Consider the following 25,226-nt stretch of genomic DNA (forward strand, 5'->3'; position numbering starts at 1 on the left):
TTTAGGGTATGGACCCTAATTCGCCGGAATGGCCTGACGAGTCAAGCGCCCAAACGCAAATCGCCGCCCGATCGAAACCGGGCGGCGATCCGTCGCTGTGCGCTGTTCGGTATCAGTTGGCCGTGGCGACTTTCGGAGCCTTCTTGTAAGGCACGAAATCACCCAGGTTGATGAACCCGGTGGGGAAATGGCCGGAGCGATCCACGGTGTGGACGATGTCCAGGCGGCACAACTGGCTGCCAAAAGTCCTGGTCACCATGATATCGTCCGAATCGAGCTGATCGATGTTCTCGGGGCGGTTGACGTAAAGCGTGCCGCCGCTGCGGAACACGATCCCGACTTTGTCCAGCACGGTCATGTCCCGCGAATCGTAGGTGCTGATGCAGCTGACCGGCTTACCGGGCTCACGCCCGTCGAGCATCTTGTCGAGCCGCTCCTGCGGGGTCAGCTTCGGCTTGGCCGAAACCGCCGAAGCGCCGCCCGCCAGCAACGCTGCCGACGCGAGAGCGAGTGCAATCCTGCGCATCATCCTGTCTCCTTCTCTCAACACTGGGTTGAGAATAGCACGGTTGTCTGAACGCTGGCTGACGGATTCTGGAGCCGGGCCGATCAGCCCGTGCCGCCGACCGTCAATCCCGCCACCAGCAACGTCGGCTGGCCGACCCCGGCCGGCACGCTCTGCCCGCCCTTGCCGCAGACGCCGACGCCTTCGTCCAGCGCCATGTCGTTGCCGATCCCCTGCACGCGGGTCAGCACGGTCGGACCGTCCCCGATCAGCGTTGCGCCCTTGATCGGCGCGCCGAGCTTGCCGTTCTCGACCAGATAGGCCTCGGTGCAGCTGAACACGAACTTGCCCGACACGATATCAACCTGCCCGCCGCCAAAGCTCTTGGCGAAAATCCCGGACTTCATCCGGCTGAGCAGATCGGCGGGATCGTCGTTCCCGCCCTTCATGAAGGTATTGGTCATGCGCGGCATCGGCGCGTGGGCATAACTTTCGCGCCGTCCATTGCCGGTCGGGGCCACGCCCATCAGCCGCGCGTTGAGCCGGTCCTGCATGTACCCTTTCAGGATGCCGTCCTCGATCAGCACGGTTTCCTGCGTGGGGGTGCCTTCATCGTCGATAGAGAGCGAGCCGCGCCGCGCCGCAATCGAGCCATCGTCGACCACGGTGACCCCCGGTGCGCCAACGCGCTCACCGATCCGGCCAGAGAACGCCGACGTACCCTTGCGGTTGAAATCGCCTTCCAGCCCGTGGCCGATCGCTTCGTGCAGCAGCACGCCGGGCCAGCCGGGGCCAAGCAGCACGGTCATCTCGCCCGCCGGGGCGGCGACGCTGTCCAGGTTGGTCAGCGCCTGCGCCAGTGCGGTGTCGATCGCGCGGTTCCAGGTTTCGGGCGCGAACAGATCGTCATAGAGCCGCCGTCCGCCGATCCCGAAGCTGCCAGTTTCGCGCCGCCCGTTCTGTTCGGCCACGATGGACACATTCAGCCGCACCAGCGGACGCACATCGGTCGCGACAAACCCGTCGGCGCGGACAATTTCGACCACCGACCAACTCGCCGAAAGGCTGGCCGACACTTGCGCCACGCGCGGATCGCGGGCGCGCGCGGCTGCGTCGATGGTTTCCAGCAGCGCGACTTTCCGCGCGAACGGGATCAGGTCCAGCGGCGAGGCATCGGTATAGAGGTGGCGGTTGCTCTGGCGCGGCGGCGGGGCCGGCTGGCCCTTGGCCGGATCGAGCAGTTGCAGCGTTTCACCCGCACGGCGGATCGCGGCGGCGCTGATCTCGTTGGCGTGGGCAAACCCGGTCATCTCGCCCGACACGCCGCGCAGGCCAAAGCCCGCGTCGCGCGAATAATCGGCTGTTTTCAGCCGCCCGTCATCGAACGCGAACGTTTCTGCCGCGATGAATTGCAGGTAGAGTTCGCCATCATCGCAGCGCGCCAGCGTATCGCGGGCAATCGCCTGCGCCTCGGCGGGATCGAGTTGGCGGTAAAGGAGCGAGCGGGGATCGGCAGTGGTCATGCCCCAGATATAGGGGCTGAACGGGGAAGCGCCAGAGTGGGGAGAGAATGGCCAGTTCCGGCCGGTCCCAAATCAGGCGGCGGACTGATCGGCCGGGCCGCCCTTCAGCACGAAGCGGCGGTCGCAATAGCCGCAATCAACGTAACCCTTTTCGTCGATCTCAAGGTAAACGCGCGGGTGGCCCAGAGCGGAACCGCCGCGGATGTCGCTGGCGCCGTCGCAGGAAACGCGGGTGGTGGCGGTGAATACGGTGTCGGGCTGCGTGCTCATGGTGCTGCCACTAACAGGCTGCGGCGGGCTTTTCCAGCCTACTGATACTGGACGGTGACGGTAATCGAACCATTGTAGATCCCCGGCAACTGGTTGGCGTTGACGTTCAGCCGCCCGCCGATCTTCAGCGTGTAGATCCCGGTGGGCGAGGTAATCGTATAGCGCTGGTTGCCGTTGCCCTGGGTCAGGCCCACCCCCTGCCCGTTGGCGTTGGGGTTGCCCGAAAAGCTGATGGTCGAATCGTTTGACAGGAACACCTGATCCAGCACCATCGTCTGGCCCGGCCCGGTCAGGCTGATCACGCTGTCCAGACTGATGCGCGCGCGCATGTTCCTGGTACCCATGCCCGCAAAGATTGCCTGGCGGCAGGTGCCGACTTCCAGGATCGGTCCGGTTACGGTGCAGGCGCCGGTTGCGCCGTTGATCGTCACAGTGCCCGGCTGGGGCCGCGCGACGATCCGGCCAAAGCTCATGTCCTGGACCTTGATGATGCTCGATGGGGCAACCACGACGGCCTGTGTGGTCGCGGTCGCGCTGGAAACTTCGTTGGCCTGGACCGGAGCGCTGAAGGCCAGCGCCAGCACCGCACAAATCGCGCGTCCGGCGTGTCGCGGCACAGCGCCGCGCTCAAGGAACCCCCAGGTCATCACAGCCTGCATAGTTTCCAGCCGTGAAGGGTTGCTGCAACAGCATGGTTAACGGCGCGGTAACCGCCGCCGTTCAGCACCGGGTTGCGGGGTCTTTACGCGGCGCGATTCCTGCCGCAAGAGCGCAGGCATGGACACTCCCGCCGCTATCCGTATCCGTGACGTCGTAAAGCGCTATGCCCCCGCCGGAAATACCGAGGCGAAGCTGGCCTTGCGCGGGGTCAGTTTCGATGTGCCGCAAGGGCAGATCTTCGGCCTGCTCGGCCCCAACGGCGCGGGCAAGTCGACGCTGATCAACATCCTGGCCGGGCTGGTGATGAAGACCAGCGGCAGCGCGGAAATCTGGGGTTTCGACATCGACGCCGACAGCCGCAACGCCAAGCGGTCGATCGGGATCGTGCCGCAGGAAATCGTGTTCGATCCGTTCTTCACCCCGTTCGAGGTGCTGGAGAATCAGGCTGGTCTCTATGGCGTACCCAAGGCCGCGCGGCGCAGTCTGGAATTGCTGGCCGAAGTGCATTTGTCGGACAAGGCCAATGCCTATGCCCGCACCCTGTCAGGCGGGATGAAGCGCCGCCTGCTGATCGCCAAGGCGATGGTCCATTCGCCGCCCGTGCTGGTGCTGGACGAGCCGACCGCCGGGGTCGACGTGGAGCTGCGCCGCCAGCTGTGGGAGCTGGTGGGTGACCTGAACGCCGCCGGGGTAACCGTGGTGCTGACCACGCACTATCTGGAAGAAGCGGAACAGCTGTGCGACCGGATCGCGATCATCAACCACGGCCAGCTGATCGCCAACAAGCCGACCCGTGAACTGGTCGACATGGCCCGCGAAAAAATCGTGGTGCTGACGATGGACCGCGATCTGGCCGACTTCCCCAGCCACCCCTCCTTCGTTAAGTGCGAGAAGACCGGCGAGCGGACGATCGAGGTTACCTACGACAAGGATCGCACCAACGCTGGTGAGGTGCTGGCGCAGATTCAGGCCCAGGGGCTGGCAATCGTCGACGTCACCACCCGCGAAGCCGATCTGGAAGACGTGTTCGTCAGTCTGACGAGCGGTCAGTCGGCGGATCACTGACCACTGAATGGTCAAACGGCGTGTCGGGCGGCAGGCGCGGTTCGGCCTTGCGCCACAGGCCCTTGCTTTCGCGTTCGACCAGCTTGCCGCAGAACCGGCACGTGCTGCGATAGCTCCAGCCATCCCAGTGAACCTGATCCCGCACGGGCTGGTGGCGGTTGAATAAGCATAGCGGTAATTCGATACGCATTGCAGAGGCTTTCCCATGGGTAGGACAGGAATGGAATGGACGTGCGACCCACTGCATTCCGGCAGCAGCCTCGTGCTACCAGATCAATTTGACACTACGGTATATGGTGCAGTGCAGCAAATGGATTTCTTGCTGACGGCTTGCAGCGCGGCACTTCGGCAGGCACAGACGGGCGATGACAACTGCTCTTTACAGTGACCACGCTGCGCATGATGTGATCATCGTTGGTTCGGGTGCGGCCGGGTTGACGGCGGCGCTGGCGCTGGCGGATCGGCTGAAGGTGCTGGTGCTGGCCAAGGGCGCGCTGACCGGCGGATCAACCGCGTGGGCGCAAGGCGGCATCGCCGCCGTGCTGGACGCGGGCGACACGTTCGAAAATCATATCCGCGACACGATGATCGCGGGCGCAGGCCTGAACCGGCAGGAAACGGTCGAATTCGTGATCGAGCGCGCGCCCCACGCGATCGAGCGGCTGGTCCAGCTGGGCGTGCCGTTCAACACCGAAGGCCAGGCGCTGCACCTGACGCGCGAAGGCGGACATTCGCACCGCCGGATTGTCCATGTCGACGATGCCACCGGCTGGGCAGTGCAATCGGCGCTGGTCAGGGCGGCCGAAGCCCATCCCAACATCACCCTGCTGCCGGGCCGCGCCTGCATCGACCTGATCACCGGGCGGCATGAGGCGCGCTATTCCGGATCGGGCCGGGTCTGGGGCGTCTATGCGCTGGACGAGGCAACCGGCACGGTCGAGGCGCATACCGCCCGCGCGACGATCCTGGCCACCGGCGGCGCGGGCCGGGTCTATCAGTTCAGCACCGCCCCGCGCGGCGCGACCGGGGACGGGATCGCGATGGCCTGGCGCGCAGGCGCGCGGGTCGGCAACATGGAAATGATGCAGTTCCACCCGACCTGCCTTTACAACCTCGACGTCAAGAATTTCCTGATCACCGAAGCCGTGCGCGGCGAAGGCGGGCGCCTGCTCAACCCGCGCACCGGCCACCGCTATATGCCGGACTATGACGAGCGCGCCGAACTCGCCCCGCGCGACATCGTGGCCCGCGCCAACGACGCGGAAATCAAGCGCGACGGGCTGGATTTCGTCCACCTCGACATCAGCCACATGCCGCCGGAATTTGTCCGCGAGCATTTCCCGACGATCCACGAAAAGCTGCTGGGGCTGGGCATCGACATGACCCGCCAGCCGATCCCGGTGGTCCCCGCGCAGCATTACACCTGCGGCGGGATCGTGATCGATCTGGCGGGCCGGACCGACCTGCCGGGGCTGTATGCGGCGGGGGAATGCACCGAAAGCGGGCTGCACGGCGCGAACCGCCTCGCCTCCAACTCGCTGCTTGAATGCTTCGTCTTCGGCGAAGCTGCGGCAGCGGACATTCTGGCCCGCTGGGACAGCTTCGATGTCCCCCCGCCAGTCCGCGCGTGGGATGCCAGCCGCGTCACCGATTCCGACGAGGAAGTGATCATCAAGCAGAACTGGACCGAAATCCGCCGGTTCATGTGGAACTACGTCGGGATTGTGCGCACCACCAAGCGGCTGGAACGCGCGGCGCACCGGATCAAGCTGCTGATGGAGGAAGTGGACGATTATTACGGCCACTTCCGCGTATCGACCGACCTGATCGAACTGCGCAACCTGCTGCAATGCGCCGATCTGATCGTGCGGTCCGCGCTGACCCGCAAGGAAAGCCGGGGCCTGCACTATACGCTGGACTATCCGGATCTGCTGCCCGAGCCAAAAGACACGGTGCTGGTGCCGTGATCCGCCAACCCAAAGTTCATATTGTGACATGAAACTGCAACAATTCGGCGGCTACGGCTGGGCCAAGCCATGAGCCAGGATGACAACGACGAAGCCGCAAGGCTGCCCCTGAGGGCCTTGGGCCAGGGGGTTGCGGAAGAACGCGTCGTGGCTGCGCAGCAAGCCGCGATGGCCGCAATCGAAACCCTCGCGGCACGCGGCCGCTGGAATGACATCGAAGCGCTGATCGAGGGATCGGCCCCCGATGATGCCGCGCGGATGCGCCAGCTGCTGGGCATCCCGGATCATTCGATCCCGCTGCGCCAGACCAGCGATGAACTCGCCCCCGGCTGGAAACAGGGCGGATATCCCTATAAATACAAGATGTTGCGCAAAGACTATGAGCGCGACAAGTTCCTCCTTCAGGCCGAACTGCTGAAACTGCAAACCTGGATCAAGGATACCGGCGCGCGCGTGGTGATCCTGTTCGAAGGGCGCGATGCAGCGGGCAAGGGCGGCACGATCAAGCGGTTCATGGATCACCTCAACCCGCGCGGCGCGCGGGTGGTGGCGCTGGACAAGCCGAACGAGATCGAGCGCGGGCAGTGGTATTTTCAGCGCTATGCCGCACACCTGCCGACGCGCGGCGAAATCGTGCTGTTTGACCGCAGCTGGTACAACCGCGCCGGGGTCGAACAGGTGATGGAGTTCTGCAGCCCCGAGGAATACCGCGATTTCCTGCGCGAGGCTCCGCAGTTCGAGCGCAATCTGGTGCGCGGCGGCATCCACCTGATCAAGTTCTGGTTTTCGGTCAGCCGCGACGAACAGTTGCGCCGGTTCGCCGAACGCAAGGTTCACCCGCTCAAGCAGTGGAAGCTGTCGCCGATCGATGTCGCCAGCCTCGACCGGTGGCACGACTACACGGCGGCCAAGGAAGCGATGTTCGGCGCCACCGATACCGAAATCTGCCCGTGGATCGTGATCAAGAGCGATGACAAGAAGCGCGCCCGCCTGAACGCCATGCGCTATGTGCTCAGCGCGTTCGACTATCCCGGCAAGGACCCGGCGATCATCGGTCAGGTTGACCGGCTGCTGGTTGGCCGGGCCAACGCCATGCGCGAACGGGATGAACCCGCCCAGCCACCCGCGGCCGACTGATCCCGCCACCGGCCCCGCTGGCCGGGGCCAGAACCGCGCATGTTGCAAACCATGCAACAGCACGTGCAACCTCTCCGTTTGACTCCCCGACGCGCTGGCAGGACAATTCCGTCCAGCCCTTATGGCCGGTTTTGTCGGGTGTTCCGGCTGATCGACAACCAATCGGGAAGGATTTGCTGCCATTGTCAGGCAGCGTGAATGCACAGGAGTTGTTGCCGATGACAGTCAAGACCCCAGGCCGGACGCGCCGCCCCCGCAGCACCCCGGTTGCCGGAACGCCGGTCGAGCAGGGGCTGGCCGCCGAACGGACCGAAGCCGCAGTGGAGGCCGAAACGGCTGCGCTGGATGAGATCGCAAGCCAAGGCAACACCGACGGGGTGAATGCCATCATTGCCGGGGCCGCGCCCGATGACGCCGCCCGGTTGCGCGAACATCTGGGCTTGCCCAAGCCCCCCGGCACGCCGCGCAAGACCAGCGATGCACTGGCCGACGATTGGCGTCAGGGCGGATATCCTTATAAATACAAGATGCTGCGCAAGGATTATGAGCGCGAAAAGTTCATCCTCCAGACCGAACTGCTCAAGCTTCAGCAGTGGGTCAGGGAATCGCAACAGCGCGTCGTGGTGCTGTTCGAAGGGCGCGACGCGGCCGGCAAAGGCGGCACGATCAAGCGCTTCATGGAGCACCTCAACCCGCGCGGCGCGCGCGTGGTCGCGCTGGAAAAGCCCAGCGACGTCGAACGCGGCCAGTGGTATTTCCAGCGCTATGTCGAACATCTCCCGACCCGCGGCGAAATCGTGATGTTCGACCGCAGCTGGTATAACCGCGCCGGGGTGGAGCGCGTGATGGGGTTCTGCAACGATGAGGAGTACCGGGAATTCCTGCGTCAGGCGCCGGAGTTCGAACGCAACCTGGTGCGCAGCGGCATCCACCTGATCAAGTTCTGGTTCTCGGTCAGTTGCGAGGAGCAGCGCCGCCGGTTCAAGGAACGCAAGGTCCACCCGCTCAAGCAGTGGAAGCTGTCACCGATCGACATGGCCAGCCTCGACAAGTGGGATGATTACACCCGCGCCAAGGAAGCGATGTTCTTCGCCACCGACACCGCCGACAGCCCGTGGACCGTGATCAAAAGCGACGACAAGAAGCGCGCGCGCCTGAACGCCATGCGCTACATCCTGCATTCGCTGCCCTACAAGGACAAGGATTCAGCCCGGATCGGCATGGTCGATGATCTGGTGGTCGGCCGCGCCAACATCATCCACGAACGCGGTGAGCATGGCTTTGCGCGGATGGACGATTGAACAAAGCCGCCTGATCCTGACCCGGCTGCGTCACCCTGAGCTTGGTTCAGGGTGACGCAGCCGTGTGCGTTCGCGCCGCGCAAGGTTGCGCTGATCCGCCATCACGCTAACCTTCCCTGAAATAAACCGTCAGGGAGCCACCATGCCGCAAGTCACCGCCAACGGAATCCGGATCGAATACGAAACCCACGGCGATCCGGCGAACCCGCCGCTGCTGCTGATCATGGGGCTGGGCGCGCAACTGACCTTGTGGCCGATCGAACTGGTGGAGGCGCTGGTGGCGCGCGGGTTCCATGTGATCCGGCACGACAACCGCGATATCGGCCTGTCGGAAAAGTTCGGTCATGCCGGGACTCCCAATTTCCGCCGGGTCGCGCTGATGCGGCTGTTCGGACTGCGGGCGCGGCTGCCCTACCGCCTGACCGACATGGCCAACGATTCAGCCGGACTGCTGGACGCGCTGGGGATCGACCGGGCGCACATCGTCGGCGGATCGATGGGCGGCATGATCGCGCAGCTGCTGGCGATCCATCACCCGCAGCGGGTGCGCACGCTGACCTCGATCTTCTCGACCACGGGCAATCCGCGCCTGCCCCGCCCCCGGCCTGAGGCGATGAACGCGCTGCTGGACCGCGCGCCCGCCAATGCCACGCTGGATCAGGTCATCCCGATCGGGATCCGCGTCGCCCGCGCAATCGGCAGCCCGGCCTATCCCACCCCGGAAGAGCGGTTGCGCGAACGGATCACCCGCGATTTCGCGCGCAGCTTCTATCCCGAAGGCCCCGCCCGCCAGATCGCCGCGATCATGGATGACGGCGACCGGCGCAAGCGGCTGAGGCAGGTCACCGCGCCGACGCTGGTGATTCACGGCACCGACGATCCGCTGGTCCCGGTCGAAGGCGGGCGCGACACGGCCCGGGCCATCCCCGGCGCAAAGCTGCACGAAATCCCCGGCATGGGCCACGACCTGCCGCTGGAGCTGGTCGACGAGATCGCGGGCGCGATTGCGGCGCACGCGGGTTAGCGGCGCCGCCCGTTTTAATCTGCCCCGTTCGTGTCGAGCGAACGGGGTTTTTCCGCTGGATTGGCGGGCCGAGTCTCTGGCGTCAGAAATGCCAGCCGAGCATCCGGCCGATGAAGATCAGCAGGACCGCGCCGACCACCGATGCCAGGCAGCCAGCCCGGTTGAACCCTTCGCTCCCGCGCGTGGTGGCGAACCCGGCGAGAAGTGAGCCGCCGATCCCCAGCAGCAGTGTCATGCCCCAGCCCATTTCGACGTCGCCGGGATAGAAGAACCGCGCCAGCGCACCGACGACAAGCCCGCTGATCAGCGCGCCGATAAGATTGAACATGGCCGTCATCCTCCAGTTGTCAGGGTACGAGTGTGGAGCCGATCCCGCCCGCGTGCAAGACCAAGAAGGGCGGGTCAGCGGATTGCGCGGACCGGCCCGGTTTGTGCAACAAGATTGCCGCGCCTGATTCGATCCGCGGCAACACGCTCAACCGGCTGCCCCCGCCAATAATTATTTTCGCCGGTTCACTTTGACTCTTGCGCGCTGCGCGAAGCCCGGAAACCCCGCGCGTCGCTGCGCGGCACAACGCGCCGCAAGCCGGTTTGACAGGGTCCCGGATTGTTAACGGGACATTTACCCACTTGCGCCCGACTCCGGTTCGGGCACTATGGATAGTGGTTCGACATGCGGGGGAACCTCTAGACCTAGATTCAACGCATTCCGCGCCAGACGCGCGGCCAAGCGCGATTCCAGGTTGTGGCAACCCCTTGCGGGCGTCGGGTTGGGGATGGAATGGGGATAAGTTTCGCTCGTTCCCATCCTGCTGTCTGGTAGGATGCACGCTTGCCCGCCGAATCGAACGTATGCGGAACATTGCGTCCGCGTGAGGCATTTGAGAATATTGGGGGCGTCAGGTGGATTTCAGGAACGGAGCAGAGCCGACGATGGCCGAAGTCGAAACAGCAATCGCGGACACGACGACGGACGACCTGGCCCCGGCACAGATGAAGGAGGCGGGCACTGGCCCGGCAGTAAGCATGACTGACAAGACCGACGCGGGTTCGGCAATTCTGGTGGAACAGCCCAATCTGGTGGAACAACTGGGCGCAGATGCGCTGGCCGGGGCGATGAGCACCGTGGCCAAGGCCGCTGCTGCGCCGAAAGAGGATTCCAAGGCGATCAACGCCCGCCGCTTCACCATTGTCACCGACGACGCCCGCGATGCGCTGCTGACCGATTTCGGCAAGGACACGCTGGACGACCGCTATCTGCTGCCCGGCGAGAAGTATCAGGACCTGTTCGCCCGCGTGGCCGATGCCTATTCGGACGATCAGGACCACGCTCAGCGGATCTACGACTACATCTCGAAGCTGTGGTTCATGCCGGCCACGCCGGTGCTGTCGAACGGCGGCACGGGCCGGGGCCTGCCGATCAGCTGCTATCTCAACTCGGTCGATGACAGCCTGGAAGGGATCGTCAACACCTGGAACGAAAACGTCTGGCTGGCCAGCCGTGGCGGCGGGATCGGCACCTATTGGGGCAACGTGCGCGGGATCGGCGAGCCGGTTGGCCTGAACGGCAAGACCAGCGGGATCATCCCGTTCGTGCGCGTGATGGACAGCCTGACGCTGGCGATTTCGCAAGGGTCGCTGCGGCGCGGCTCGGCGGCGTGTTATCTGGACGTTTCGCACCCGGAGATCGAGGAGTTCCTTGAAATCCGCAAGCCGTCGGGCGATTTCAACCGCAAGGCGCTGAACCTGCACCACGGCGTGCTGCTGACCGACGAATTCATGGAAGCCGTGCGTGACGGCGCCGAATTCAAGCTGCGCAGCCCCAAGGACGGCAGCGTCCGCGCCACGGTCGATGCCCGCGCGCTGTTCCAGAAGCTGGTCGAAAACCGCCTCGCCACGGGTGAGCCCTACATCGTGTTCTCCGACACGGTGAACCGCATGATGCCCAAGCATCACCGCGATCTGGGGCTGAAGGTTTCGACCTCGAACCTCTGCTCGGAGATCACCCTGCCGACGGGCCGCGACCATCTGGGCAATGACCGCACCGCGGTGTGCTGCCTGTCCTCGCTCAACCTGGAAACCTGGGATGAGTGGAACGGCGACAAGCACTTCATCGAAGACGTGCTGCGCTTCCTCGACAACGTTCTGCAGGACTATATCGACCGCGCGCCGGACGAAATGGCCCGCGCCAAGTATTCGGCGATGCGCGAACGCAGCGTCGGCATGGGGGTGATGGGCTTCCATTCGTTCCTGCAGCTCAAGAACATCGGCTTTGAAACCGCAATGGCCAAGGCGCTGAACCTGAAAATGTTCCGCCACATCGCCTCCCGCGCGGACGAAGCCTCGATGCTGCTGGCGGAAGAACGCGGGGCCTGCCCGGATGCCGCCGACATGGGCGTGATGCAGCGCTTTTCCTGCAAGATGGCCATCGCGCCGACCGCGTCGATTTCGATCATCTGCGGCGGCACCAGCGCCTGTATCGAACCGATCCCGGCCAACATCTACACCCACAAGACCCTGTCGGGCAGCTTCGTGGTCAAGAACCCGTACCTTGAAAAGCTGCTGCAATCGAAGTCCAAGGATTCCACCAACGTCTGGAACACGATTCTGGAACACGGCGGTTCGGTCCAGCACCTCGATTTCCTCAGCCCTGACGAAAAGGCCGTGTTCAAGACCAGCTTCGAGATCGACCAGCGCTGGCTGCTCGAATTCGCGGCAGACCGCACACCCTATATCGATCAGGCGCAGTCGCTGAACCTCTACATCCCCGCCGACGTGGAAAAGTGGGACCTGATGCAGCTGCACTTCCAGGCGTGGGAAAAGGGCATCAAGAGCCTCTATTACCTGCGTTCGAAGTCAGTCCAGCGCGCCGGGTTCGCCGGCGGGGTGGAGGCGGACAACACCGTCACTGCACCGGTGATGGAACTGGCCGCCCAGACCGATTATGAGGAATGCCTGGCCTGCCAGTGATGGCAGCCGGGCCGGAGCGTCCGTGATGTTTGTAACACTTGTTACAATTAATGACCAAATGCGGCTTGCGAAGTGCAATGCATTGGCCTTCGGGTGGCAGCCTCTGCCCCCTGTAAGGAGTTCAATGTAATGCGCAAATGGCACCGCTGGTTATCCGTGGCGTTCGGCGTGGTCCTGCTCTGGATCGCGATCACCGGCGCGCTCAGCCAGGTCGTCCCGGTCTATCTCGATGCGACCCAGCCCCAGACCGCGCCCGCAGCCCAGGCGGATGGCAAGCCCGCGTTCGTCTGCCCGCCGGACTATTCTTGCCGGCCCAAGCTCAAGGACGGTGATCCGCGCGCCTGGATCGGCACGCTGCACCACCTCCATTCGGGGGAAAGTTTTGGGCCGGTCGGTGTGGTGATTGCCACGCTGGCGGGCTTTTCGATGATCTTTTTCAGCTTTTCCGGGCTGTGGCTCTACATTTCGATGTGGCGCAACCGCAAGGAACGCAACCTTAAGCCCGGCTGGTTCTGGCGGTGATTTTCACTGGCCATGCCCTCCGGTTCAACTACAATCGCCCGCCGGTTGCCTGCGCCCTGTGCGCAGGCGCCGTGCCGGCCTGATCCGTCTGCCGCAGGAGCCAGCGCATGTCCCTTCTCGAAGCCCGCAAGACCTACAAGCCGTTCGAATATCCGTGGGCCTATGACTTCTGGAAGCGCCAGCAGCAGGTCCACTGGATGCCGGAAGAAGTACCGCTGGGCGAGGACTGCCGCGACTGGGCGCAGAAGATTTCAGAGCATGAGCGCAACCTGCTCACCCAGATCTTCCGCTTCTTCACCCAGGCCGACGTGGAAGTGCAGGATTGCTACCACGAAAAGTATGGCCGCGTGTTCAAGCCGACCGAAGTGAAGATGATGCTGGCCGCGTTCTCCAACATGGAAACGATCCACATCGCTGCCTATTCGCACCTGCTCGACACCATCGGCATGCCCGAAAGCGAATACGGCATGTTCCTTGAGTACGAGGAAATGCGCGCCAAGCACGATTACCTCCAGCAGTTCGGCGTCGACAACGATCAGGATATCGCCCGCACGCTGGCGATGTTCGGCGGCTTTACCGAAGGGCTGCAACTGTTCGCCAGCTTCGCCATGCTGATGAACTTCCCGCGCTTCAACAAGATGAAGGGCATGGGCCAGATCGTCACCTGGTCAGTCCGCGATGAAAGCCTGCACTGCGAAGGCATCACCAAGCTGTTCCACACCTTCGTGGCGGAACGCCAGTGCCTGACCAAGGCGGTCAAGGAAGACATCATCGACTGCTGCCAGAAGACCGTGCGGCTGGAAGATGCGTTCATCGACCTGGCGTTCGAACAAGGCCCGGTGCCGGGGATGAGCGCCAAGGAAATCAAGCGCTACATCCGCTACATCGCCGACTGGCGGCTGAGCCAGCTGGGCCTGCCCGCGATCTACATGATCGAGGATCACCCGCTGCCCTGGCTCGCCCCGCTGCTCAACGGCGTCGAACACGCCAACTTCTTCGAAACCCGCGCGACCGAATATTCCAAGGGCGCGACCAAGGGCAACTGGCAGGACGTCTGGTCCAACTTCGACCAACGCCGCAAAGCCCGCACCAGCGAACCCGCAAACGAAGCGGGCGAGGATGGGAGTGAGCCGGATATGTTTGGCGGCACCGGGGTTGCGGCGGAGTAGTTGCCGCCAGAACAGAGCAAGTTTTCCGCCTGTGCCTTGACAACCTCTGACTTGTAGAAGAAGATCTCGTTATGTTCCAAACCGATGATCTTCCTGAAGCCCATGCCGATCTTCTTGCCGCAGCCAAAGGCAAGAAGTTCGGCACGATTTTGGCGGATCCGCCTTGGCAATTCCAGAACCGCACCGGAAAAGTCGCGCCTGAGCACAAGCGCCTGAACCGGTATGGCACGATGACGTTGGATGAGATTTGCGCGCTGCCTGTCGGCGATATCGCAGCCGATCCCGCCCATCTCTATCTATGGGTTCCGAACGCCTTGTTGCCGGAGGGCCTTAAGGTGATGGAAGATTGGGGATTTCGCTACATTTCCAACATCGTCTGGCATAAAATCCGCAAAGATGGTGGATCTGACGGGCGCGGGGTTGGCTTCTATTTTCGTAACGTGACGGAGATTCTTTTGTTTGGCGTTCGCGGCAAGAACGCGCGGACGCTCGACCCAGGGCGCAGCCAAGTTAATATGATTCAGTCACGCAAGCGGGAACATAGTCGCAAACCTGATGAACAGTACAAGATCATCGAGGATTGCAGCTGGGGTCCACGGATCGAACTTTTTAGCCGCGGGAAGCGTAAAGGTTGGACCGTATGGGGTAATCAAGCCGATGAAGGCTATGCGCCTGACTGGTCCACTTATGGCTATAACAGCGCGATGGCCGTGGCGGCAGAATAAGGAATGGTAACCGACCACCTTGTGCCCACCGACATTGTTGCGCTCTACGAAGTCCATGAGTGGCGCAATGCGGTCGGCGTTTTATCGACAGCCTGCCCAACCGAGTGGAGCGAAATCCAGACAGCGCTGCGAGCGTTTCGCTTGCAGCGTAGTGAGATATTAGCTGCTGGCGGCAATCGCTCAGCAATCGTTGAACGGCTTGAACGCCCCCTCAAGGATGCGGGGTGGGTGGAAAAGCAATTTGCAACCGCCATCCTGATCGATGGGGAACAGCGCGATTCGCCAACTCACAGCGTCGATTGCTTTAAAGGACGCGTGGCGCTCGAAGTGGAATGGAACAATAAAGATCCCTTCTACGACAGGGATCTGAACAATTTTCGCCTGCTGTTTGATCTACAAGTCATTGACGTTGGTGTTATTATTACCCGCTGTTCTGGCCTACAGGCCATTTTTAATGCCCTGCAAAAAGGCAGCAGCTATGGCGCGTCAACAACACACATGAATAAGCTGCTTCCTCGTTTACGAGGTGGATCCGGCGGAGGATGCCCGATTGTAGTTTTTGGCATCAAACCCGAACTTTACGTCGAGGATTGATCCCGGAGGAACCCTGAATGATCGAAGTCACGAACGCAGACCGTGCAAACTTGGCGTTGGACGCACTCAATGTTTTCGTGTCGCAAACGCGCGTTGATACGGCTCAAGATGCTATCACCGACCTCATCTGCGATCTGTTGCATTTGGCGAATGGACGCAAACTCGATGTCGATACGATCCTTCGAAATGCGGGTGCCATGATGCAAGAAGAGAACGTGGAAGACATCGAAGGCGACATGGAAAGTATCCAAACAGCATTTCATAAAATTCTTGCCGACGACCGCTAGTCAGGCACGCCATCCCGAACTTTCGGTCGGACTGCAAGCCGATAAGCCGAGACCCACTCCACCCCAACTTCCCCTTGCGCCCACCCCTTCCTCCGCGTCATGTTGGCCCGAAACCAACAACCGAGAGGAAATCCCGCATGGCCGCCTACATCGTCTTCACCAAGGAACGCGAACATGATGCCGCTGCGATGGCGGAGTATGCCGGCAAGGCCCGTGCGGCCGGGGCCGGGCATCCGCTCAAGCCGTTGGCGTTTTATGGTGCGATCGAGACGCTGGAGGGGCCGGAAGCGGCAGGCGCGGTGATCATCGAGTTTCCGACCGTGGAAGACGCCCGTGCGTGGTACAACTCGCCTGCCTATCAGGATGCGCGCAAGCACCGCTTTCAGGGGGCCGATTACCGGGTGTTCATCACCCAGGGTCTGTAAGGGCCCGCCCTCAGGCGCGCACGCCCAGCAGCACGCGCCTGAGGTCACCCTGCTCGCGGTGGAGCAGGATCAGCAGGTAGACCATCAGGAACCCCGCCCCGCCGAAAAAGGCCAGCACGGCCAATCCGCTGCCCGCTGCGCTCCAGCCATTGCGCCATCCGGTCCACAGCCCGGACAGCATCAGCATCAGCATGAAATCGAGGTTGAACTGCCCCTGCCAGCTGCCCGATGCCATCGCCCCGAAGAATGCGGGGAACAGGTTGATACCCTCTTTCCCGATGGTGAAGGCGGTATAGGCCAGCAGCACGGTCCAGCCGATGATCAGGAACAGGCGCAGGGCAGTCATGGCCGTCAGATCCTTTCCGCGAGGAGGAATTCGGGCGCGTCGGCAAAGCCCATGAACTGGCCCATGATCGTCTGCACCACCTCACCCGCCATGTCCTCCCCGGTGAACCCGGCGATATCGTCAACCTCGAACACTTCGACATAGTCGGCGGATGGCGATCCCTCGCCCATCAGCAGCCCGGTGACGCGGTAAGTATTGAACGCCTGCACCCGGGTCAGGCCGCGCATCGCGGGCTGGTCCACGGTTTTGACCCAGTGTTCGAAGTCCGCACGCGTGACGCCGGGCTTCAGGCGGTATTTCAGGATGATCGCTCCCATCAAGGCATTCCCATTACAACAGGGCGCGCGCCCGTGGCCGAATGTGCCGGGGTTGCGCTGCGCTGGCAATTGCTTTGTCAGGCGCTTTGTAAGCGGGCAATGTTCATGGTATGTTTCAGCCACGAATCAAACGCGGGAGGATAATCATGACACGATCCGGTGGATGCCAGTGCGGCGGCGTGCGGTATGAAGCAACGGGTGAGCCGCACCATCACGCGGTGTGCCACTGCGCCGATTGCCGCGCCTCGGCCGGGGCACCGATGGTGGGGTGGATCGCCTTTGACGCGGATCAGGTCCGCGTGACGCAGGGCGCGCCGACCACGTATGCGGGCAAGAACGGCGCCCGGCGGCAGTTCTGCCCGGCGTGCGGCACCGGCTTGTTCTATACCAATGCCGAAATACTGCCGGGGATTACCGAAATCCAGTCCGCCACGCTCGATACAGCGGCGCAGGAAACGCCGCAGGCGCAAATCCAGCTGGCCGACCGGCTGCCGTGGATTGACCAGCTCGATACGCTCGCGCGGTTTGACCGTTTCCCTGAGGGTTGAAGCGCCCCCCGCCTCAGTCATGCCCCCACGGCGCAGGCGGCGCGGGGATCGGGCGGGTCAGGTCAAATTCCACCCGGAAATTGCGCGCGTTGGGCGGCTGGCGCAGCAGTTGATAGGCAAAGCGGGCCTGCGCTGAACCGGCTGGCGTGACTTCCACCCGCCAGACGTTGGTGACGGACACGGTCCGCCCTTCGGCCCGGAACAGCGCCACGCTTTCCGCATCGACCGGGAATTCCTGCACAGCGGCGCTGCCGGGCGCGGCGGTATCCCCGCCATAGAGCGTCATCGCATCGGGCTTGCCGTCTTCATGGCGGTGATCGTGCTTCAGGCGCAGACCAGACGGGGTGCGCGTGATCAGCCAGGTCCGGCTGCGATCCCAGCTGCCATCGGCGCGCTGGACATGGAAAGGCACCGCGATCCGGCTGGCGGAGCATTCGCGCACGTGCATCGTCATGGCTGCGCCGCGCATATCGGCATCGGGCGTTTCGTCGGTGACCATCCGCCCGGCAAACGCCTTGCCGCAGTGGCTCGACAGCGCCTGCCAGAACGCATCCTGCGGCGCAGGCGCGGGCGGCGTCGTGGCGCAGGCCGTCAGGACGGCGGCGGGGCAAAGGGCGAACAGCAGGCGGGCGGGCTTCATGGCCGGACCATGACAGCCCCCCGGTTGCGGCGCAATCCCGCTGCTTCAGCCAACCAGCTTGAGCGGCTCGGCAGCGGTGTGCTGCGCGGGCCTGGGCTGATCCAGCCAGATGCCGCGCGTGTCATAGACCAGCTTGTGCGCGCGCTCGGCCAGCGGCACGGCCTTGAACGCGTCGTGATCGACCAGCACGATCAGGATGTCCGACGTTTCCAGCGCAGTGTCGATGTCGATCAGCTGCGCGGTGGTTCCGGCGAATTCCTTCGGCAGTTCGGCGGCATAGGGTTCGACCACCGCAACCCGGTCACCGAACTTGCGCGCCAGCGTAACCGCCACCAGCCGCGCCGGGCTTTCGCGGAAGTCATCGATATTGGCCTTGAACGCCAGCCCCAGACACGCGACGCGGGCCTGCGGATTGGCTTCGATCAAGGCTTCGGCCTGGGCGATCACGTGGTGGATCTTGCCGTCGTTGACGCCGCGCGCGGTGCGGATCAGCGGGGTCTGCTCGGGCGCGCCGTGGACGATGAACCACGGATCGACCGCGATGCAGTGCCCGCCCACGCCCGGACCGGGGGTCAGGATGTTGACGCGCGGGTGGCGGTTGGCGAGGCGGATGACTTCCCACACGTCCAGCCCCATCGTGTCCGCCACCATCGACAGCTCGTTGGCGAAGGCGATGTTGACGTCGCGATAGGCGTTTTCGACCAGCTTGGTCATTTCCGCGCTGCGGGCATCGGTGGTGATGCAGGTCCCGCGCACGAACCGCTTGTAGAACGCCAGCGCCTTGCGCGCACAGCGCGGGGTGATCCCGCCGATCGAGCGATCGTTGTTGGTCAGTTCCTCCAGGATCTTGCCCGGCAGCACGCGTTCCGGACAATAGGCGATCGAGACGTCGGGCGTTTCCGCCGTCAGGCCGGGGCACTTCAGGTCCGGGCGGCGCGCGGCGATCAGATCGCGCAACTGTTCGGTCGTGCCCACGGGCGACGTCGATTCGAGGATCACCGTGTCCCCGGCCTTCAGCACCTTCGCAACGGCCTCACCGGCGGCGAGGACATAGGAAATGTCGGGCGCGTGGTTGGCATCGAACGGGGTCGGCACGGCGATGATGAACACATCGGCAGTGGCGATTTCAGTCGACGCGGAAAGCATTCCGCGCGCGACCACGCCCTGCACCAGCCCGTCGAGGTCCACTTCCTCGATATGGATCTCGCCCCGGTTGATCGTGTCGACCACGTGCTGCGACACGTCGATCCCGCGGACCTTGCACCCGGCGCGGGCGACAATGGCGGCGGTGGGCAGGCCGATATAGCCCAGGCCTACAACACAGACGTCAGGCTTCAGATCCGATTTCATGCGCGAGCAGCTCCACGATACGGCGCGCGGAGTGCCCATCCCCGAACGGGTTGTGAGCGCGCGCCATGGCTTCGTAGACGGCCTTATCGTCGAGCAAGGTGAAAATTTCGGTAACGATACGAGCGGTTTCAGTGCCCACCAGTTTGGCGGTGCCCGCCTCCACCCCTTCGGGACGTTCGGTGGTTTCGCGCATCACCAGCACCGGCTTGCCCAGCGCGGGCGCTTCTTCCTGCACGCCGCCGCTGTCGGTCAGCATGATTTCCGCGAGCGAGAGCAGGCGGGCGAAGTGCGGATAGTCCAGCGGTTCGATCAGCGCGACGTTGTCCAGCCCGGCCAGCGCGTGGTCCATCACCTTGCGGACGTTGGGGTTGGGGTGAACCGGAAAGATGATCGCCACATCGGGCCGCGCGGCAATCTGGCGCACCGCCTCGGCAATCGCCTCCAGCCCGCCACCGAAGTTTTCGCGCCGGTGGCTGGTCACGCCGATGATCCGCTTGCCCGCAAACCGCGTTTCCAGCTCGCCAAGGCCGCTCGCCAGCGACGGATCAGCAGCGATCCGCGCTGTCACCCAGTGCAGCGCATCGATCACGGTGTTGCCGGTCACGTGGACGCGGGCGGGATCGACGGCTTCACGCTTCAGCGCATTGGCGGCGGTTTCGGTCGGCGCGAAGTGCAGGCTGGCCATCGTGCCGATGATCTTGCGGTTCACTTCTTCCGGCCAGGGCTGATAGATGTTGCCGGACCGCAGCCCGGCTTCGACATGATCAACCGGCAGCTTGCGGTAATACGCGGCGAGCGCGCCCGCCATGGCGGTGGCGGTATCGCCCTGCACGATCACGCGGGCGGGCTGCACCGCATCCATCACCCCGCCGAGGCCGGTCAGCAAGGCGGCGGTCAGGCCGTCCAGCGTCTGGTCGGGTTTCATCAGGTCCAGATCGTGGTCGGGCACGATCCCGGCAATCTCCAGCACCTGATCGAGCATGCCCCGATGCTGCGCCGAAACGCAGACCACCGGGGTAAAGCGCGGATCGGCCGTAAGCGCGGCGATGACGGGGAACAGCTTGATCGCTTCGGGGCGGGTGCCGAACACGACCAGGATCTTGTGGGGCAGAATCTTGTGCGGTTGGGTCATGGGAAATCGCCCTAACGCCTGAGAGTTAACCATGACATAAGACGGCACAGCTAATGGCGGTCCGTCAAGCCGTGAGGGAAAGCAAGGCAATGCATGTTCTGGTTACCGGCGCGGCCGGGTTCATCGGCTATCACCTGATCCAGCGGCTGCTGGCGCGCGGCGATATCGTGATCGGGGTCGATAACCTCAACGACTATTATCAGGTGTCGCTGAAGCGTGACCGGGTGGCGGCGCTGACCGCCGCGGGGGGCAACCGCTTCACCTTCCACGCGCTCGATTTTTCAGACCTGGCGGCGCTGAACGCCGCCGTTGATGGCGCGCAGATTGACCGGATCGTGCATCTGGGGGCGCAGGCCGGGGTGCGCTATTCGATCGAGAATCCGCACGCTTACGTGCAGTCCAATCTGGTCGGTCACGTCAACCTGATGGAACTGGCCCGGCACCGCGAAGTGGAACATCTGGTCTATGCCAGCTCATCCTCGGTCTATGGCGGCAACACCAAGCTGCCGTTCGCAGTGGAGGACCGGGTCGATCACCCCGTCTCGCTCTATGCCGCGACCAAGCGCGCCGACGAATTGATGAGCGAAACCTATGCCCACCTGTTCCGCCTGCCGCAAACCGGGCTGCGGTTCTTCACCGTCTATGGGCCGTGGGGCCGTCCGGACATGATGTTGTGGAACTTCACCAACCGCATCCTGACCGGCCAGCCGATCCCGGTGTTCAACCACGGCGATATGTACCGCGACTTCACCTATATCGACGATATCATCGCCGGGGTCGTCGCCTGCCTCGATAACCCGCCGCCCGACGACGGGCTTGAAAAGGCCGGGGGCAGCGTCAAGCCGCACCGGCTTTACAACATCGGCAACAGCCGCAGCGAACACCTGATGAAAGTGGTCGGCCTGCTGGAAGATGCCTGCCGAAAGAAGGCCGAGATCGAATTCCTGCCGATGCAGCCCGGCGACGTCCACAAGACTTATGCCGATATCAGCGCGATCAGCGGCGATCTGGGCTATGCACCGACGACCAGCATCGAAACGGGCGTGCCCGAATTCGTGCGGTGGTACCGGGAGTATCACAAGGTCTGAGCTCCCTTTCCGCAAGCGGGAGGGGGAAAAGGTTGCTGACCCGTCTTGTCGAAGCGCGCGCGCGGCGGCATCACACGCTCATGTCGATTCTCAGTGACCGTTGGATCCGCAACGAAGCCCGCCATTCGGGCATGATCGAACCGTTCGTTGAGCGGCAACAGGCCGATGGCTGCATCAGCTATGGCCTGTCATCCTATGGCTACGACGCGCGCGTCGCGGACGAATTCAAGGTGTTCACCAACGTCCATTCGGCGGTGGTCGATCCCAAGAACTTTTCCGACAACAGCTTCGTCGACATGAAGACGGACTGCTGCATCATCCCGCCCAACAGCTTTGCGCTGGCCCGCACGGTGGAATATTTCCGCATCCCGCGCGACGTGCTGGTGATCTGCCTGGGCAAGAGCACTTATGCCCGCTGCGGGATCATCGTGAACGTCACCCCGCTGGAGCCGGAATGGGAGGGCCACGTGACGCTGGAATTTTCCAACACCACGCCCCTGCCCGCGAAAATCTATGCCAACGAGGGCGCGTGCCAGTTCCTGTTCCTGCAAGGGAACGAGCCGTGCGAAGTCAGCTATGGCGACCGTTCGGGCAAGTATATGCGCCAGCGCGGGGTCACCCTGCCCCGCCTTTGATCAGGAGCCGCGCCGATGACCGCCCCGATGTTCGACCAGTGGCGCGCCCGCTCCCCCTACTATGACGACAGCCACGAGGCGGTGTGCGACACGGTCCGCGCCTTCGTGACGCGCGAGATCACCCCGCACGTCGATGAATGGGAAGCCGCCGGGCAATTGCCGCGCGAGCTGCACAAAAAAGCTGCGGCGGCGGGCGTGCTGGGGCTGAATTATCCGGAGGAATTCGGCGGCACCGGCACCGCGTTCGACCTGTTCCACAGCCTCGTCCAGACCGAGGAACTGGCCCGGCCCGGCGCAGGCGGGATCTGCGCTTCGCTGATGACTCACGGTATCGGACTGCCACCAATCCTGGCGATGGGCAGCGCGGAGTTGCAGCGCCGAATCGCGCCGGACGTGCTGGCGGGCGAAAAGATCATCGCGCTGGGGATCACCGAACCCGGCGGCGGATCGGACGTTGCCAACCTGAAAACGCGCGCGGAGCGCAAAGGCGCGGCCTACATCGTCAACGGCGCGAAGACGCTGATCACATCGGGCGTGCGGGCCGATTACATCACGCTGGCGGTGCGCACCGGCGGCCCCGGCATTGGCGGCATTTCGCTGCTGCTGGTGGAAACCGACCGCCCCGGCGTATCGCGCACCGCGCTGGCCAAGATGGGCTGGCATTCCAGCGACACCGCAACGATCCACTTCGACGATGTCGAAGTGCCCGCCGACAACCTGATCGGCCCGGAAAACGGCGGGTTCGCCGGGATCATGCGCAATTTCAACGGTGAGCGGCTGGGGATGAGCCAGCAGGCCAACGCCTTTGCCCGCATCTGTTTCGAAGACGCGCTGGACTGGGCGCGGCACCGCGAGACATTCGGCCAGCCGCTGATCCGCAACCAGGTGATCCGCCACAAGCTGGCCGACATGGTCCGCCGGATCAGCGCGACGCAGGCGTGGATCGATCAGTGCGCGTGGTCCGTGCTCAACGACAAGGCCTTCCCCGGCGATTTCGCGCTGCTGAAAGTGCAGGCGACCCAGACCATGGAATTCTGCGCGCGCGAAGCCTGCCAGATTCTGGGCGGGGCCAGCTTTGTCCGGGGCAGCCGGATCGAGCGGATCTACCGCGAAGTCCGCGTGATGGCGATTGGCGGGGGCAGCGAGGAAATCATGTTCGACCTCGCCAGCCGCCAGTACAAGTTCTGAGGCACAGGTTCGTTCCCAGACTCAAGCACTCGTCACCCTGAACTTGTTTCAGCATCCATCTCTCCTCCTGCACGGACAGTGCGGGCCGAGAAATGGATGCTGAAACAAGTTCAGCATGACGGTTTAGACTTTACCGTGACGAAGTGATTGCGACCAGAGTGGAGCGCAGCACCCCGGACCAAAGGCTGCCGTAGCGTCACCCATAATCAGTTCGACATCGCCACCGATCTGTGGCGTTCTGCGGCCAACCCGGACCTGCGGATTCGGGACAGTGGAGAGCATTTGCAATGAACAAGGCGGACCGTCCGTTCGATATCGTGGTCTATGGCGCAACCGGCTATACCGGGCGTCTGGTGGCCGAGTATTTGGCCCATCACTACCAAGGGAACGGCCCGAAATGGGCGATGGCCGGGCGCAGCGCGGCCAAGCTGGCCGAAGTGCGTGACCTGATCGGCGCGCCGGCCGACACTCCGCTGATCGTCGCCGATTCGGATGATCCGGCCAGCATGAAGGCGCTGGTTGAACAGACCCGCGTGGTCGTCACCACCGTTGGCCCCTACCAGCTTTACGGCGAGCCGCTGCTGGCGGCCTGTGTGGCGGCGGGGACGGACTATGCCGACCTCTGCGGTGAGCCGGTGTGGATGCGCCAGATGGCCGACAAGTATCACGACGCCGCCAAGGCATCGGGCGCGCGCATCGCGTTCTCATCCGGGTTCGATTCGATCCCGTTCGATCTGGGCGTGTTGATGCTGCAACAGGAGGCCAAGGCGCGGTTCGGTGCCCCGGCCCCGCGCGTCAAAGGCCGGGTGCGGGCGATGCAGGGCGGCTTTTCCGGCGGCACCGCCGCCAGCCTGACCGCGACGCTGGCCGCGCTGGGCAAGGACCCCAGCCTGGTTCCCTACATGGTCAGCCCGTTCGGCCTGACCCCCGGCTTCGAAGGCCCCGCCCAGCCGCGGGGCGATGCGCCGGAATTTGACGAAGCCGTGGGCAGCTGGTGCGCACCGTTCATCATGGCCGTGATCAACACCAAGAACGTCCACCGCACCAACTTCCTGCTGGGACATCCGTACGGCGCGGACTTCGTCTATGACGAAATGCTGTTGACCGGCCCTGGTGATCAAGGCGAGGCGATTGCCAAGCACGTCGCCGCCACCCCGATGATCGGCAACCCGAACGATCCCAAGCCCGGCGAAGGCCCGACCAAGGAAGAGCGCGACACCGGCCATTATGACGTGCTGTTCCTGGGCGAATACCCCGATGGCCGCACGATCCGGTACGGCGTGAAAGGTCGGTATGATCCGGGCTATGGCTCGACCAGCCGGATGATCGCGGAAACCGGAATCGCGCTGCTGGCCTGCACCGCCGAAGGCGGCATTGCCACCCCCGGCGCGCTGCTGGGTGAGGCACTGGTCCAGCGCCTGCGCGATCATGCCGAGATCACCTTTACGCTGGAGGACTGACCATGACTGACAACACCGCCGTGGTGCGCGCATTCATCGCCGCGTGGTCACGCCTCGATGTGGAGGAGCTGGTCGGCTATTTCACCGAGGACGGGATCTATCACAACATGCCGATCGAACCGGTGCAGGGCCATGCCGCGCTGCGCCAGTTCATCGGTGCATTCGCGGGCGGGTGGAGCAGCACCGAATGGGAAGTGCTGAACCTGGCCGCCGCCGGGGATGTGGTGATCGCGGAACGGATCGACCGCACTGTCGCGAACGGCAAGCAGGTCGACCTGCCGTGCTGCGGCGTGTTCGAATTGCGCGACGGCAAGATCGCGGTGTGGCGCGATTACTTTGATATGGCCACGTATACCCGCGCTTTGACCGGTTGAGCGG

The 25,226-nt window shown here is 63.6% G+C and carries 29 protein-coding genes; 18 read left to right on the forward strand and 11 right to left on the reverse strand.

The window, feature by feature from the left end; translation table 11 throughout:
- Nucleotides 1–112: 112 nt before the first annotated feature.
- From Q8Q53_RS02815 to Q8Q53_RS02830, 4 genes are all read right to left on the reverse strand, one after another.
- Nucleotides 113–526: a hypothetical protein gene (locus Q8Q53_RS02815; RefSeq protein ID WP_305700234.1), complete on the reverse strand. Its 414-nt coding sequence runs from the start codon at nucleotides 524–526 to the stop codon at nucleotides 113–115.
- A gap of 83 nt (nucleotides 527–609) precedes the next feature.
- A complete protein-coding gene (gene tldD / locus Q8Q53_RS02820) occupies nucleotides 610–2,028 on the reverse strand; it encodes a metalloprotease TldD (protein ID WP_305700235.1) in 1,419 nt (472 codons plus the stop codon).
- Between the two features lie 72 nt (nucleotides 2,029–2,100).
- Entirely contained in the window at nucleotides 2,101–2,298 is a 198-nt protein-coding gene (locus Q8Q53_RS02825) for a zinc-finger domain-containing protein (RefSeq protein WP_305700236.1), read from the reverse strand.
- A 38-nt stretch (nucleotides 2,299–2,336) separates the two neighbouring features.
- The gene (locus Q8Q53_RS02830; RefSeq protein ID WP_305700237.1) at nucleotides 2,337–2,945 is read right to left on the reverse strand and encodes a DUF4402 domain-containing protein; all 609 of its coding nucleotides are present in this window, start codon (nucleotides 2,943–2,945) and stop codon (nucleotides 2,337–2,339) included.
- A 130-nt stretch (nucleotides 2,946–3,075) separates the two neighbouring features.
- Here Q8Q53_RS02830 and Q8Q53_RS02835 point away from each other — a divergent pair, with 130 nt between their 5' ends.
- Nucleotides 3,076–4,023 (forward strand): ABC transporter ATP-binding protein, encoded by a 948-nt coding sequence (locus Q8Q53_RS02835; RefSeq protein WP_305700238.1) that lies wholly within the window; start codon nucleotides 3,076–3,078, stop codon nucleotides 4,021–4,023.
- On the opposite strand, the gene Q8Q53_RS02840 is transcribed toward Q8Q53_RS02835, so the two are convergent.
- A complete protein-coding gene (locus tag Q8Q53_RS02840; RefSeq protein ID WP_305700239.1) occupies nucleotides 3,989–4,213 on the reverse strand; it encodes a hypothetical protein in 225 nt (74 codons plus the stop codon). The genes Q8Q53_RS02835 and Q8Q53_RS02840 overlap by 35 nt on opposite strands.
- A 175-nt stretch (nucleotides 4,214–4,388) precedes the next feature.
- Here Q8Q53_RS02840 and nadB point away from each other — a divergent pair, with 175 nt between their 5' ends.
- The 4 genes from nadB to Q8Q53_RS02860 all read left to right on the forward strand — a co-directional run bounded on the left by nadB (nucleotide 4,389) and on the right by Q8Q53_RS02860 (nucleotide 9,452).
- The gene (nadB, locus tag Q8Q53_RS02845; protein WP_305700240.1) at nucleotides 4,389–5,990 is read left to right on the forward strand and encodes an L-aspartate oxidase; all 1,602 of its coding nucleotides are present in this window, start codon (nucleotides 4,389–4,391) and stop codon (nucleotides 5,988–5,990) included.
- Nucleotides 5,991–6,059: 69 nt separating this feature from the next.
- Nucleotides 6,060–7,127 carry a polyphosphate kinase 2 gene (gene ppk2, locus Q8Q53_RS02850; protein ID WP_305700241.1) on the forward strand — a complete coding sequence of 356 codons (1,068 nt, stop codon included), beginning with the start codon at nucleotides 6,060–6,062 and terminating at the stop codon, nucleotides 7,125–7,127.
- A gap of 218 nt (nucleotides 7,128–7,345) precedes the next feature.
- Nucleotides 7,346–8,428: a polyphosphate kinase 2 gene (gene ppk2, locus Q8Q53_RS02855; RefSeq protein WP_305700242.1), complete on the forward strand. Its 1,083-nt coding sequence runs from the start codon at nucleotides 7,346–7,348 to the stop codon at nucleotides 8,426–8,428.
- 142 nt (nucleotides 8,429–8,570) lie between these two features.
- Complete coding sequence (locus Q8Q53_RS02860; protein ID WP_305700243.1) at nucleotides 8,571–9,452, forward strand: alpha/beta fold hydrolase; 882 nt, start codon at nucleotides 8,571–8,573, stop codon at nucleotides 9,450–9,452.
- 82 nt (nucleotides 9,453–9,534) lie between these two features.
- Here Q8Q53_RS02860 and Q8Q53_RS02865 read toward each other — a convergent pair whose 3' ends face one another.
- A complete protein-coding gene (locus Q8Q53_RS02865) occupies nucleotides 9,535–9,780 on the reverse strand; it encodes a GlsB/YeaQ/YmgE family stress response membrane protein (protein ID WP_305700244.1) in 246 nt (81 codons plus the stop codon).
- 605 nt (nucleotides 9,781–10,385) lie between these two features.
- Between Q8Q53_RS02865 and Q8Q53_RS02870 the strand changes: the two genes are divergently transcribed.
- The 7 genes from Q8Q53_RS02870 to Q8Q53_RS02900 all read left to right on the forward strand — a co-directional run bounded on the left by Q8Q53_RS02870 (nucleotide 10,386) and on the right by Q8Q53_RS02900 (nucleotide 16,144).
- Nucleotides 10,386–12,422: a ribonucleoside-diphosphate reductase subunit alpha gene (locus tag Q8Q53_RS02870; protein WP_371136513.1), complete on the forward strand. Its 2,037-nt coding sequence runs from the start codon at nucleotides 10,386–10,388 to the stop codon at nucleotides 12,420–12,422.
- A 129-nt stretch (nucleotides 12,423–12,551) separates the two neighbouring features.
- A complete protein-coding gene (locus Q8Q53_RS02875; RefSeq protein ID WP_305700245.1) occupies nucleotides 12,552–12,944 on the forward strand; it encodes a PepSY-associated TM helix domain-containing protein in 393 nt (130 codons plus the stop codon).
- A 107-nt stretch (nucleotides 12,945–13,051) separates the two neighbouring features.
- Entirely contained in the window at nucleotides 13,052–14,113 is a 1,062-nt protein-coding gene (locus Q8Q53_RS02880; RefSeq protein WP_305700246.1) for a ribonucleotide-diphosphate reductase subunit beta, read from the forward strand.
- Nucleotides 14,114–14,184: 71 nt separating this feature from the next.
- Nucleotides 14,185–14,838 carry an MT-A70 family methyltransferase gene (locus Q8Q53_RS02885; protein ID WP_305700247.1) on the forward strand — a complete coding sequence of 218 codons (654 nt, stop codon included), beginning with the start codon at nucleotides 14,185–14,187 and terminating at the stop codon, nucleotides 14,836–14,838.
- Nucleotides 14,839–14,841: 3 nt separating this feature from the next.
- Nucleotides 14,842–15,432: a BglII/BstYI family type II restriction endonuclease gene (locus Q8Q53_RS02890; protein WP_305700248.1), complete on the forward strand. Its 591-nt coding sequence runs from the start codon at nucleotides 14,842–14,844 to the stop codon at nucleotides 15,430–15,432.
- 17 nt (nucleotides 15,433–15,449) lie between these two features.
- The gene (locus Q8Q53_RS02895; protein WP_305700249.1) at nucleotides 15,450–15,719 is read left to right on the forward strand and encodes a hypothetical protein; all 270 of its coding nucleotides are present in this window, start codon (nucleotides 15,450–15,452) and stop codon (nucleotides 15,717–15,719) included.
- Nucleotides 15,720–15,856: 137 nt separating this feature from the next.
- A complete protein-coding gene (locus tag Q8Q53_RS02900) occupies nucleotides 15,857–16,144 on the forward strand; it encodes a DUF1330 domain-containing protein (RefSeq protein ID WP_305700250.1) in 288 nt (95 codons plus the stop codon).
- 10 nt (nucleotides 16,145–16,154) lie between these two features.
- On the opposite strand, the gene Q8Q53_RS02905 is transcribed toward Q8Q53_RS02900, so the two are convergent.
- Together Q8Q53_RS02905 and Q8Q53_RS02910 are read right to left on the reverse strand one after the other, a co-directional pair.
- Complete coding sequence (locus Q8Q53_RS02905; RefSeq protein ID WP_305700251.1) at nucleotides 16,155–16,490, reverse strand: hypothetical protein; 336 nt, start codon at nucleotides 16,488–16,490, stop codon at nucleotides 16,155–16,157.
- A gap of 5 nt (nucleotides 16,491–16,495) precedes the next feature.
- Nucleotides 16,496–16,807, reverse strand: a complete 312-nt coding sequence (locus Q8Q53_RS02910; RefSeq protein ID WP_305700252.1) for an REDY-like protein HapK — start codon at nucleotides 16,805–16,807, stop codon at nucleotides 16,496–16,498.
- A 146-nt stretch (nucleotides 16,808–16,953) separates the two neighbouring features.
- Between Q8Q53_RS02910 and Q8Q53_RS02915 the strand changes: the two genes are divergently transcribed.
- The gene (locus Q8Q53_RS02915; RefSeq protein ID WP_305700253.1) at nucleotides 16,954–17,355 is read left to right on the forward strand and encodes a GFA family protein; all 402 of its coding nucleotides are present in this window, start codon (nucleotides 16,954–16,956) and stop codon (nucleotides 17,353–17,355) included.
- 13 nt (nucleotides 17,356–17,368) lie between these two features.
- On the opposite strand, the gene Q8Q53_RS02920 is transcribed toward Q8Q53_RS02915, so the two are convergent.
- From Q8Q53_RS02920 to wecB, 3 genes are read right to left on the reverse strand one after another with little or no spacing between them, the layout of a single operon-like run.
- Entirely contained in the window at nucleotides 17,369–17,995 is a 627-nt protein-coding gene (locus Q8Q53_RS02920) for a hypothetical protein (protein WP_305700254.1), read from the reverse strand.
- Nucleotides 17,996–18,040: 45 nt separating this feature from the next.
- Nucleotides 18,041–19,345, reverse strand: coding sequence for a UDP-N-acetyl-D-mannosamine dehydrogenase (wecC, locus tag Q8Q53_RS02925; protein WP_305700255.1), 1,305 nt, complete (start codon nucleotides 19,343–19,345; stop codon nucleotides 18,041–18,043).
- Entirely contained in the window at nucleotides 19,323–20,477 is a 1,155-nt protein-coding gene (wecB, locus tag Q8Q53_RS02930; protein ID WP_305700256.1) for a non-hydrolyzing UDP-N-acetylglucosamine 2-epimerase, read from the reverse strand. Before wecB ends, wecC begins: the two co-directional genes overlap by 23 nt.
- 89 nt (nucleotides 20,478–20,566) lie before the next feature.
- Between wecB and Q8Q53_RS02935 the strand changes: the two genes are divergently transcribed.
- From Q8Q53_RS02935 to Q8Q53_RS02955, 5 genes are all read left to right on the forward strand, one after another.
- Nucleotides 20,567–21,565, forward strand: a complete 999-nt coding sequence (locus Q8Q53_RS02935; RefSeq protein WP_305700257.1) for an NAD-dependent epimerase/dehydratase family protein — start codon at nucleotides 20,567–20,569, stop codon at nucleotides 21,563–21,565.
- An 80-nt stretch (nucleotides 21,566–21,645) separates the two neighbouring features.
- Nucleotides 21,646–22,200 (forward strand): dCTP deaminase, encoded by a 555-nt coding sequence (gene dcd, locus Q8Q53_RS02940; RefSeq protein ID WP_305700258.1) that lies wholly within the window; start codon nucleotides 21,646–21,648, stop codon nucleotides 22,198–22,200.
- Nucleotides 22,201–22,215: 15 nt separating this feature from the next.
- Complete coding sequence (locus Q8Q53_RS02945; RefSeq protein ID WP_305700259.1) at nucleotides 22,216–23,388, forward strand: acyl-CoA dehydrogenase family protein; 1,173 nt, start codon at nucleotides 22,216–22,218, stop codon at nucleotides 23,386–23,388.
- A 287-nt stretch (nucleotides 23,389–23,675) separates the two neighbouring features.
- Nucleotides 23,676–24,848 carry a trans-acting enoyl reductase family protein gene (locus Q8Q53_RS02950; protein ID WP_305700260.1) on the forward strand — a complete coding sequence of 391 codons (1,173 nt, stop codon included), beginning with the start codon at nucleotides 23,676–23,678 and terminating at the stop codon, nucleotides 24,846–24,848.
- Nucleotides 24,849–24,850: 2 nt separating this feature from the next.
- On the forward strand, nucleotides 24,851–25,222 hold the full coding sequence (locus Q8Q53_RS02955) for a limonene-1,2-epoxide hydrolase family protein (protein WP_305700261.1): 372 nt from the start codon (nucleotides 24,851–24,853) through the stop codon (nucleotides 25,220–25,222).
- Nucleotides 25,223–25,226: the final 4 nt, after the last annotated feature.

This window comes from Novosphingobium sp. (assembly GCF_030699305.1).
Taxonomy (GTDB): domain Bacteria; phylum Pseudomonadota; class Alphaproteobacteria; order Sphingomonadales; family Sphingomonadaceae; genus Novosphingobium.